Origin of the sequence: Nocardia nova NBRC 15556, from assembly GCF_001613005.1 — a bacterium.
Lineage (GTDB): Bacteria > Actinomycetota > Actinomycetes > Mycobacteriales > Mycobacteriaceae > Nocardia > Nocardia nova.
In genome coordinates, this window is sequence record NZ_BDBN01000022.1 from 125,237 (window position 1) to 135,783 (window position 10,547).

At 70.3% G+C, this 10,547-nt stretch carries 7 protein-coding genes; 5 read left to right on the plus strand and 2 right to left on the minus strand.

From position 1 onward, the window contains the following. Window positions 1-234 precede the first annotated feature (234 nt). From NN2_RS10095 to NN2_RS10105, 3 genes are all read left to right on the plus strand, one after another. Window positions 235-1,875: an AlkA N-terminal domain-containing protein gene (locus NN2_RS10095; RefSeq protein ID WP_082856877.1), complete on the plus strand. Its 1,641-nt coding sequence runs from the start codon at window positions 235-237 to the stop codon at window positions 1,873-1,875. After that, window positions 1,872-2,399 (plus strand): methylated-DNA--[protein]-cysteine S-methyltransferase, encoded by a 528-nt coding sequence (locus NN2_RS10100; RefSeq protein ID WP_030518620.1) that lies wholly within the window; start codon window positions 1,872-1,874, stop codon window positions 2,397-2,399. The genes NN2_RS10095 and NN2_RS10100 overlap by 4 nt, the downstream gene beginning before the upstream one ends. Window positions 2,400-2,483: 84 nt before the next feature. Further along, window positions 2,484-3,986 carry a carboxylesterase/lipase family protein gene (locus tag NN2_RS10105; protein ID WP_063012476.1) on the plus strand — a complete coding sequence of 501 codons (1,503 nt, stop codon included), beginning with the start codon at window positions 2,484-2,486 and terminating at the stop codon, window positions 3,984-3,986. On the opposite strand, the gene NN2_RS10110 is transcribed toward NN2_RS10105, so the two are convergent. Then, complete coding sequence (locus tag NN2_RS10110) at window positions 3,987-7,352, minus strand: AAA family ATPase (protein WP_063012478.1); 3,366 nt, start codon at window positions 7,350-7,352, stop codon at window positions 3,987-3,989. Between the two features lie 22 nt (window positions 7,353-7,374). Then, a complete protein-coding gene (locus NN2_RS10115) occupies window positions 7,375-8,547 on the minus strand; it encodes an exonuclease SbcCD subunit D (protein WP_063012480.1) in 1,173 nt (390 codons plus the stop codon). A 120-nt stretch (window positions 8,548-8,667) separates the two neighbouring features. Here NN2_RS10115 and NN2_RS10120 point away from each other — a divergent pair, with 120 nt between their 5' ends. Both NN2_RS10120 and NN2_RS10125 read left to right on the plus strand, forming a co-directional pair. Continuing rightward, window positions 8,668-9,804, plus strand: a complete 1,137-nt coding sequence (locus tag NN2_RS10120) for a DNA recombination protein RmuC (protein ID WP_063012482.1) — start codon at window positions 8,668-8,670, stop codon at window positions 9,802-9,804. 58 nt (window positions 9,805-9,862) lie between these two features. Beyond that, on the plus strand, window positions 9,863-10,547 hold a 685-nt coding region (locus tag NN2_RS10125), incomplete at its 3' end, for a DUF6542 domain-containing protein (RefSeq protein ID WP_156511294.1).

The window sequence follows — 10,547 nt, forward strand, 5'->3', positions numbered from 1 at the left end:
CGCCGGTGGCCGAAACGTTCGCGTGTGATCTGCGACCAACCGTTCGCACCTCACCCGCCCGCCCCGGCCGACCCGAAAACCTTGCGACGCTGCGGAATAGGCCCTTTACGGCGGTTATACCCAACTGCTCTCACTCAGTGCATCGTTGATAGCCGACAGCTATGTCGCTGAAACGTTGACCATCCGGGGTAGTTGTCTGATTCCCGCTAGCGCAGGCGGCCCCGGGCTGACAAGGTGGACTGCGTGAGTGTGAACGGTCTGGACTTCGAGCGCTGTTATCGAGCGGTGGCCACCCGCGATGCCCGTTTCGACGGGCAATTCGTCACGGCGGTGCGCACCACCGGAATCTACTGTCGGCCATCGTGTCCTGCTATCACTCCGAAGCGTACGAATGTCACGTTCCTCCCCACCGCGGCCGCCGCGCAGCAGAACGGATTCCGCGCCTGCCGCCGGTGCCTGCCCGATGCCGCGCCCGGCTCACCCCTGTGGAACACCCGCGCCGATCTGGCCGCGCGGGCGATGCGGCTGATCGCCGACGGCGTGATCGAACGCAGCGGCGTCCCCGGCTTGGCCGACAAGCTCGGCTATTCGCAACGGCAACTGACCCGGGTACTCACCGCCGAACTCGGCGCCGGTCCGCTCGCCCTGGCTCGCGCCCATCGCGCTCACACCGCCCGGCTGCTCATCCAGACCACGCGAATGCCCATGTCCGACATCGCCTTCGCGGCCGGCTTCGCCAGCATCCGGCAGTTCAACGACACCGTGCGCGAGGTGTTCGTGGTGAGTCCGACCGTGTTGCGCGAGGAGGCGCGGCGGCTGCGCGGCGACGCACTGCCCGCCACCAACGGCGCCCTCACCCTGCGCCTGCCCTATCGTGAACCGCTCGACGCGAGCTGGCTCGAATGGTTCCTCTCCGCGCATGCCGTCCCCGGGCTGGAGAGCTGGGAGGACGGCGTCTACACGCGCAGCCTGCGCACTCCGCACGGGCATGCCACGGTGCGCGCGAGTATCCACCCCGGCCATGTGCGGGCCAGCCTGGCGCTGCACGATATGCGCGATCTGGCGCCGACCGTCGCGCGGATCCGGCACCTGCTCGACCTGGACGCCGATCCGGTCGGGATCGATGCCGCCCTCACCGAGGGCTTCGGGCCCGGGGCGCCGGCCATCGGCGCGGGCATTCGCGTACCGGGCTGCCTGGACGGCTCGGAGTTGTTGCTGCGCACCATGATCGGACAGCAGATCTCGGTGTCGGCGGCGACCACGCACACCGCCCGCTTGGTCGACGCGCTGGGTGAGAACGTCAACGGCCCGATGCCGCGCCTGTTCCCCACCGCCGAAGCCATCGCGGAACGGGGCGCCGACGTACTGACCGGACCGGCCCGGCGGACCGCCTCGATCGTGGGCGCCGCCCGTGCCCTCGCCTCCGGTGACCTGCGTCTGCATGCCGGCCGGACCGCCGCCGACGTCCGCCGCGATCTGCTCGCCCTCGACGGGGTCGGCCCGTGGACCGCCGACTACGTGACGATGCGCCTGCTCGCCGACCCCGACATCCTGCTGCACACCGATCTCGTGGTCCGGCAGGGCGCGGCCCAGTACGGCATCGATCTCACCGATACGTCGCGATGGGCGCCGTGGCGGTCGTATCTGTCGATGCATCTGTGGAAGCGCGCGCTCTCCGAACGCACCGCGGTGGCCGGCGCCGCAACCGCGCGAGCTGCCCTCGCACGCAACGGTGGATACCCCGCCGGCCGCGACGACGCCACCCGGCCCGCACCCGCGCGCAGCACGCTCGACCGTCGTGGCGACGCCGCGCGCACCGGAGTCGCGGCCGCCGAGGCCGGCCGTCGCGCGGCCTATCTGGGCGCGCGGCGATGAGCACCGCCGATTACGCGACCGTCCCGACCCCGATCGGGCCGTTCACGGTGATCGCCGATGCCGACGGCGCGGTCCTGGCCTCCGGCTGGACCGCCGACGCGGAAGGTCTGCGCGGTCTCGTCCATCCGCGGCTGCGGCCGGACGCGTTGCGCCGCTACGACGCGCTGGACGAGCTCACCGACACCGTCGAGCGGTATCACCAGGGCGAGCTGGATGCCGTCGACGGAGTGGCGGTCCGGCAGGTGTCCGGTCCGTTCCTCGAACACGCGTGGTCGGTCCTGCGAGCGGTGCCGGCCGGCGCGCCGATCACCTACACCGCCTTCGCCGTTCGGTCCGGTCGCCCGGAGGCCATCCGCGCCGCCGCCAACGCCTGCGCGCGCAATGCCGCCGCCCTCTTCGTTCCGTGCCACCGGATTCTCCGCACGGACGGCTCGCTCGGCGGCTTCCGCTGGGGGCTCGGCTGTAAGCGCTGGCTGCTCGCCCACGAGCGCGCGGCGGAGGACAGCGCCCACCTCGGCCGCTGAACGCTCTCCCAGGATCCCCCGCGCCGAACTCGTGTCGAACCCTCGCTTCGGCAGGCAGAATGCGGAACGACGAAGGAGTTCTGCATGGAAACGATCGTGTCGGTCACAGGTGGCAAGGTCCGGGGCAACACCGAGAACGCGGTGAGCACATTCCTCGGTATTCCCTATGCGGCCGCGCCCGTCGGTCCGGCCCGGTTCGACCTGCCGCGGCCGGTTCCGGAGTGGGACGGCGTGCGCGATGCGCTGACCTACGGGGCGACCTGTGTGCAGTCGCAGTACCCCGCGCCGATCCACGCCCTGATCGGCAGCGACGGGCTGCCCGGAGACGAGTACCTGAACCTGAACGTGTGGACGCCCGAGGTCGGCGGCTCCGGTCTGCCGGTCATGGTCTGGATTCACGGCGGTGCCTTCACCCGCGGCTCCAACGCCCGGACCATGTACGACGGAAGTACGTTCGCCCGCGACGGGGTCGTGGTGGTGTCGATCAACTATCGGCTCGGGATCTCCGGCTTCGCCGCCGTGCCCGGCGCGCCGCTCAACCGCGGGCTGCACGATCAGATCTTCGCGCTGCGCTGGGTGCACGACAATATCGCGGCGTTCGGCGGGGATCCCGACAATGTGACCGTCTTCGGTGAATCGGCGGGCGGGATGAGCGTGGTCGATCTGCTGACCGCGGCTCCGGCGCGGGGACTGTTCCGTCGCGCGATCGTGCAGAGCGGCAACGGATCCGCGGTCGCCGAGGCCGAGGACGCGGTCAAGGTCGCCGAAAATCTCGCTCGCACAATGGGAATCGAGCCGACGGCGGCGGCCTTCGGCGAGCTCGGACCGGATCGGCTGCGAACCGCACAGGACGCGGTGGCGCTGGAGTTGATCACCAATCCCGATCCGAATCGGTGGGGCCGCACGATCATCGACCACGGTCTCGGGCTTCTGAGTTTCTTCCCGGTGATCGACGGTGAACTCATCGAGAACCGGCCGATCGATGTGCTGGAGCGCTCCACCGCCCACGCGGTGCCGTTGCTCATCGGCTGGACGGCCGAGGAATTCCGGTTCTTCACCTTTCCGACCGGCATCGCGGCCACGCTCACCGACGAGACGCTGGGGCCGGTGCTGTCCCGCTACGGCGTCGACCCCGCCGTGGTGCGGGTGTATGCCGAGCATCGGCCGCGGGCCACAGCCGCCGACCTGTTCGCGGCCGTGATCACCGACGTGGTCTTCCGCGACGATTCGATGCGCATCGCGGCGGCCAACGCCGCCGCCGGTGCGCCGACGCACGTGTACGAATTCGGCTGGCGCAGTGGGGTTCCCGATCTCGGCGCCTGTCACGTGGTGGAGATCCCGTTCGTCTTCGACAAACTCTCCGAGGCGCATCCGCTGACCGGACCGAACCCGCCGCAACCACTGGCCGACGACGTCCACCGGGCCTGGGTGGATTTCGCGACGCACGGCGACCCGGGGTGGGCGCCGTTCGGAACGGACCGGCAGGTGCGGATGTTCGACTTCCCGAGCTCGGCCACCGTGCCCGACCCGCACGCCGCGGAACTGCTGGCGCTGCGCGAATCGGGGAGCAGATTGCGCCGCGGGTGATCAGGCGACGATCGTACGCAGCCGCGAGCCGGTCGGTTCCCGGATGACGTGGAGCCGGCTGGGGATGCGCTGTCGCATCTCGTCGACGTGGCTGACCACACCGACAACCCGTCCACCCGAACGCAATTCGTCCAGTACGCCCATCACGGCGTCGAGGGTGTCGGCGTCGAGGCTGCCGAAGCCCTCGTCGATGAACAGGGTGTCCAGTACCAGGCCGCCGGATTCCGCCGCGACCACATCGGCGAGGCCGAGCGCCAGTGACAGCGAGGCCATGAAGGTTTCACCACCGGACAGGGTTTTCGCGGGACGGACCGCGCCGGTGTAGTCGTCGCGGATGTCCAGACCGAGACCGCCGCGGCGCCCGCGCGGGCCTGCCGCATCGGAATGGACGAATTCGTATCGGCCACCGGACATCCGGCGCAGACGTGCCGAGCCGGCGATCGCGACCTCTTCCAGTCGCGCGGCGAGCACATAGGAACGCAGGGACATACGGCGGTTGTTGGCGCCGCGGCCCGCGACCACGTCGGCGAGACCCTCGAGTTCGGTGTGCGCCTGCTGCAGGGGGGCGATGCGGTCGGCCGCGGCCCACAGTTGACTGCCGAGTTCCTCGAGTTGGGCCACGCGGCGGGTGCTCTCGGCGTGCGCGGCGACCGCGGCGTCCAGCGCGCGGCGGGCCTCGGCCACGGCCGTCTCGACCTCGGTGAGGTCCACGGCGTCGGCATCGGCCGCGGCTCGGACCTCGGGTTCGGCCAGAACCGCTTCGGCGTGGGCGCGGCGGCGGTCGGCGGCGACGAGCTCGGCCTCCATCTCCTTCTGCTGCTGCGGTGTACGGGTCGCGGCCGCAACGACTTTCGCGTAGGCCGCGAGCACGGCACGGTCGGGCGCGCCGGACGCGGGATGCTCGGGTTCCGGAGCTGCCGGCAGGTCGGCAGCGCGGGCGGTCTGTTCGACGCGGCGGGCGAGGTCGGCGAACTGGTCGTCGGCGACGGCGGCGTCGGTGCGGGCGGTGAGCAGATCCGTGGCGTCGGCGATGAGCGCGTCCAGCCGGGCACGGCGACGCTCGACCGTGCCGTCAGCGCCGGCCGCCACCCGGACTCGATCCGTCAGTTCGGCCAGCCGGCGGTCGGCGGCCAGGATGCGTTCCTGCACTGCGCTGGACCGGCTTTCGAGTTCTCGAAGGCGGCTGTGCAGTTCGGTTTCGGCGGTGCGCAGCCGCTCCACCTCGGCACCGCGATCGGCGGCGGCGCTCGCCTTCTGCTGTGCGGAGCGGAACTGCTCGGTCGCCGCGTTCACGGCGGCGGCCAATTCCGCGGGGTCGCCGTTGCCGCCGCGCTCCCCGAGCAGTTCGATCCGGCGTTCCAGTTCCGTGCGACGGGTGAGGGCGCGGTCGCGTCGTTGTTCGGCGGCGCGTTCGGCCTGCACCGCCGCGTCCTCGTCGGATTTCGCGACGGTGACGGCGGTGGGCCGGGCGGGAGCCGGATGGTCGGCGGAACCGCACACGGTGCACGGCTGCCCTTCGACGAGTGCACCCGCCAGCTCCGCCGCCATTCCGGCCAGGCGACGTTCGCGAAGATCGAGGGTGCGCTCGCGCGCATCGGTATGGTCCGCCCGAGCCCGCTCGAATTCCTCGGTCGCTGTGGCCAATTCCTTCCGCGTGCCCACGAGCTCGACCGCCGCCTGCGCCGCGGCGCGGGTTCGCTCGCATTCGCGTTCCAGACCCGGCAGCGCGGCCTTGGCATCCGCTGCCTCGCGCAGCGCCACCTCGGCCGACCGAATGGCCTGCGGCAACTGCTCCCTGCGCTGCGACAGCTGTTCCAGCTCGCGCGACACGGTGGCGTATTCCGTTCGCAGCCCGGCCAATTCGGCGGTCACGCGGACGGCCGACTCGGCGTCCGCGCGAACCTCTTCCAGCGAGCCGATATGCGCGGACCACCGTTGTACCGCGGCGTCGAGACCACGGTCCGCTCCTGCTGCATCGGTGCCCGAGTCGTCGAGCGCGCCGGCAACCTTCTGCCCGCCCGACCGGCCCGGCTGGTTCTGCGCACCCGCATCGGAGCGAGTCCGGTTACCGCGCGACTCCGGCGCCGCTGCGGGCCGGGCGAGGTCGATGGAGAACAACTCCCATTCGATCGGTTCGTCCACCGCACCGGGCTCCTCCGGCGAGGGTGTCGTGGCAACCACACCGTCGTCGGCGGCGGTGCGACTGATGTCCGGAATGGCCGGAATGGCGGAGAGCTCCTCGGCCATGTCGGTATCCGCCAATTCGGCGGCAGCGAGCTCGGTTGCGGCCCATGTCGTTCCCGGAAGCTCGGCGGATTCGGGTTCGAGCAGGCGGACGGCCAGGCGTTCGGCCAGGTCGCGGGCTTCGTCGGTGCGGCGGCGCAGGGTGACCGCGGCCGTGCGGGCATCGGCGAGCGCGGCCGCCACCGGTTCGACGCGGCGGGCGCGGTCCAGATCGGCCTGGACACGATTGCGGGCGGGCGCGCCGGCGGCGTAGTCGTCGAGTTGGCGGCGGGCGATCGCGGCGCGTTCGCGACGCTCCTGGACCCGGCGGTGTTCCTCGGCAGCGGTGTGCCGCTGGGCCGAATCCTCTTGGCAGCGAGCCAAATCCGTCGCGGAGCGCTCGGCCTCGGCGCGAGCCTGCGCGAGGAGCTGCTGTGACCATTCCACGGCCTCGAGCGGCCCGACGGCTTCGGTGGCGCCCAGGCCGGCGGTGATCGCGACCTGAGCGATCAGGCGGTCGACGCTCTGGCGGTGATTGTCCAGTTGCGCGGCGCTCTCGCGTCGCCGCTGCGCCAGCCATTGCTCGGCCGTGCCGAAGCGTTCGGTGTCGAACAGCCGCTCGAGCAGCTTCTCCCGATCTTCGTTGTCCGAGCGCAGGAACCGCGCGAAATCGCCTTGCGGAAGCAGCACGACCTGGAAGAACTGATCGGCGCTCATCCCCAGCAGCCGGCTCACCTCGTCGCCGATATCGGGGATGCGGGACAGATGTTGCCCGCGCCCGTCGAGCCACTCCAGTGTCGCCGCGGCCTGTTCGGTCCGCATACCGGTGCCGCGCTTCTTCGGCCGCTCGAACTCCGGCGACCTGGTCAGGCGCAACCGGCGGCCGCCGAGCGTCGCCTCCAGCACCACCCGGGGCGCGGTCTGCGGATCGGCGTGGTCGGAATGCAGGCGTTTAGTCTCGCCGCGGGCCCCCGGCACTCGGCCGTAGAGGGCGAAGGCGATCGCGTCGAGCACCGTCGTCTTCCCGGCGCCGGTATGACCGTGCAGCAGGAACAGCCCGTCGGCGCCGAGCTCGTCGAAGTCGACCCGCGCCGTCTCGGCGAACGGCCCGAAAGCCGTGAGCTCCAGCCGATGCAGCCTCATGCGCCACCCGCCCGGGCGCCGGTCATGCCGACAACTCCGCCGAGGCCGCCACCACTTCGGAGACTGGTTCGCGCCGAGCCGCCGACAGTGCCTGTTCGATCAGCGCCATCTCCCCCGCTGTCGGTTCACCGCGCACATCGCTGAGGAAGCTGTGCGCGATCTCGCTGTCGCGGCGGCCGTGCACCCGCTCGCGGTAACGCATTTGCGAATTCGCCTCCGGGCGGGTCCATTCCACATGCACCGCGTGCGGGAAGCGTCCGCGCAGCCGGCGCAGCGCGTCGACCGGACGCGCGTGATCGGTGAGCACCGCCGAGACGTAATCATCCTCGGCATCGGCATATTCGGCCGCGGACAGCAGCTCGTCCAGCACGCCGGTCAGCTGGCGCAGGCCCCGTACCACCGGAAGTTCGTGGCGCTGCACCGATGCCAGCCCGTCGGCGTCCAGATCGACGATCCACACCGCCTTGCGATGCGAACGCTCCGCGAACGAATACGGCAGCGGCGAGCCGGAATACCGGACCGACTCCGACAACGTCTGCGGCGAATGCAGATGGCCCAGCGCCACGTAGTCGATGCCCTCGAACGCGCTGAGCGGCACCGTCTCCACCCCGCCCACGGCGATCGAACGTTCCGAACCGGTCGCCTCGGCACCGACCACGAAGGCGTGTGCCAGCACCACGGTTCGCGGATCGCCGCGGCGTTGCCGGTCCGCACGGATACGGGCCAGCGCGGCATCCAGGATCTCGGCGTGCGAACGCGCCTGCGGCACATCCAGTTCCGCGCGGGTGATTTCGGGTTCCAGATACGGGATGCCGTAGCAGGCGATCGGTCCGTGCTCGTCGGCGAGCATCACCGGCCGGTCCACCTCCGCCACCGACGTGCGCAGATGCAGTCCGCCCGCCGCGGCGAAGCTGCCCAGGGCGCCCAGTCGCGTCGGCGAATCGTGATTGCCCGAGGTCGCGACGATCGTCGCCCCCGCGGCGCGAATGGCCTCGAAGCCCTTGTTGCACACCGCTATCGCGTCCGCGCTCGGAATCGACCGGTCGTAGACGTCGCCCGGCACCACGACCACGTCGACCTGCTGCGCGGTCACCAGCTCCGCCACCGCCTCCAGCGCACGCGCCTGATCGGCCAGCAGGTCGACACCGTGAAAGGTGCGCCCGATGTGCCAGTCCGAGGTATGCAGCATCCGCATGTGGCAAGAGGCTAAGCCATCTCACCGACAAGGTTGAATCGCTCCGGCGTGTCGACGAGTGGTGCTGGGGAATTGCCGGGATTCGCGAACTTGTCGGTGGGATAGGGCACTATCGGGCTCATGACCGCATCGATGCTGTTCGCGTTGTTGTTGGTGTTCTGCGCGGGGGCCGGCCTCGGGTGGCTGGGGCACGCCGCCCGGGCGGGGCAGCGGGCGGCCGCGGCCGAAGCTCAACTCGCGGCGCTGCGGGAGAACGAACAGCTGCTGCGGCACTCGCTCGGCGCCGCGAGCGCCGATGCGGCACGGCACAATTCGCAGGCCATCGGCACGCTGGTCGAGCCGCTACGCGAGGCGCTGGGCAGTTTGAACCAGCACATCCAGCAGGTCGAGCACAATCGCATCAACGCCTACTCCGGGCTGCGCGAACAGGTCGCGGGGATGCAGCGGATCTCCCAGCAGTTGTCCACGCAGACCGGTGAGCTGGTGTCGGCGCTGCGGGCGCCGCAGGTGCGCGGGCGCTGGGGGGAAATACAACTCGAGCGGGTCGTCGAACTGGCGGGCATGGCCAAACACTGCGACTTCGACACGCAGGTCACCGCGAGCGGCCGCGACGGCCTGATCCGCCCCGACCTGGTGGTCCGGCTGGCCGGTGACCGCCAACTGGTGGTCGACGCCAAGGTGCCGCTGACGGCCTATCTGGACGCCACCGGCGAGACGGATCCGCGCCGGCGCACCGAGCATCTGGCCCGGCACGCCAAACACCTGCGGGCGCATGTCGACCAGCTGGCCGGCAAAGCCTATTGGGAGGCCTTCGATCCCAGCCCGGAATTCGTGGTCCTGTTCATCCCCGGCGATCCGTTCCTCGACGCCGCGCTGACCGCCGATGCCGGTCTTCTCGAGTACGCCTTCGGCCGCAACGTGATCCTCGCTACACCGACGACCCTGATCGCATTACTGCGCACCGTCGCGTTCGGCTGGCGACAGGAAGCACTTTCCCGAGATATGGCAACCGTTCAGCAATTGGGCCGGGAGCTGTACAACCGGCTGTCCACCACGGGCAACCATCTCGACAAGCTCGGCACCCAACTCGGTAAGGCCGTCGACGCTTTCAACCACACAGTGGCCTCGATCGAATCCCGCGTGATGGTCACCGCGCGCCGGCTGCACGAACTCGATATCGGCGATCGCGCCGTACCGGCAATTGCTCCCGTCCAGTCGTGGCCACGCGCGGTAGGCTTCTCGGACACCAACGAGTAACTCCGGCAGCAGCCCGGCCTCGACACACGTTCCGGCCGCGGCAGATAGTGTGCTTTACGTGGCAGCTACCCAACGCGAGCGATCCGATGTACCCGCCTCGCACCTCTCGATCGTCCCGTCGGTGCCCGGCATCCCCGCCGGCGCCGCGGTATTGATCGCGGTGGCGTGCACTTTCATCGGATTCTTCATCGACTCCGGAAACAGCGGCAAGGAGCTGACCCATGTGTTCGCCGCGTTCTACATCATCGGATGTGTGATCGCGGCATGCGTGGTGCGCTATCGCGGCCTGTTCACCACCATGGTGACTCCGCCGCTACTGCTGTTCATCGCCGTCCCGCTGGCCTATCAGCAGCTCACCGGGCACAGCTCGACCTCGGTGAAGGACATTCTGCTGAATCTGGCGATTCCGCTGGTGAACAGATTCCCGACCATGGCACTGGCGACGGTCCTGGTGCTGGGCGTGGGCGCCCTGCGAGTGTGGCTGTACCGCAATGCCGACACCACCGCGCGCCCCGGCCGGGAACGCACGCGCGGCAGCGACAGCTGGAATCCGCGCTCGGCCGCCGGCCGGGCTCGTCGCACGCGGAGCGAAGCCGGCGCCGAGGACACCCTGCGGCGCAGTTCCCGGGGTCAGAAGCGCGGGGCGGAGGCCACCAAGACCGCCAAGACACCCAAGCGTGGCGATTCGGCCGCTCGCGGGTCCGGGGCGGCCAAGCGGAGCGCGGAGCCGGAACCCGCCCGTG

What these genes read in the sequence shown, in the direction of transcription:
- NN2_RS10115 (WP_063012480.1), bottom strand. Translation starts at nt 8,547, where the DNA reads ATGCGGATGCTGCATACCTCGGACTGGCACATCGGGCGCACCTTTCAC.
- NN2_RS10110 (WP_063012478.1), bottom strand. Translation starts at nt 7,352, where the DNA reads ATGAGGCTGCATCGGCTGGAGCTCACGGCTTTCGGGCCGTTCGCCGAG.
- NN2_RS10105 (WP_063012476.1), top strand. Translation starts at nt 2,484, where the DNA reads ATGGAAACGATCGTGTCGGTCACAGGTGGCAAGGTCCGGGGCAACACC.
- NN2_RS10100 (WP_030518620.1), top strand. Translation starts at nt 1,872, where the DNA reads ATGAGCACCGCCGATTACGCGACCGTCCCGACCCCGATCGGGCCGTTC.
- NN2_RS10120 (WP_063012482.1), top strand. Translation starts at nt 8,668, where the DNA reads ATGACCGCATCGATGCTGTTCGCGTTGTTGTTGGTGTTCTGCGCGGGG.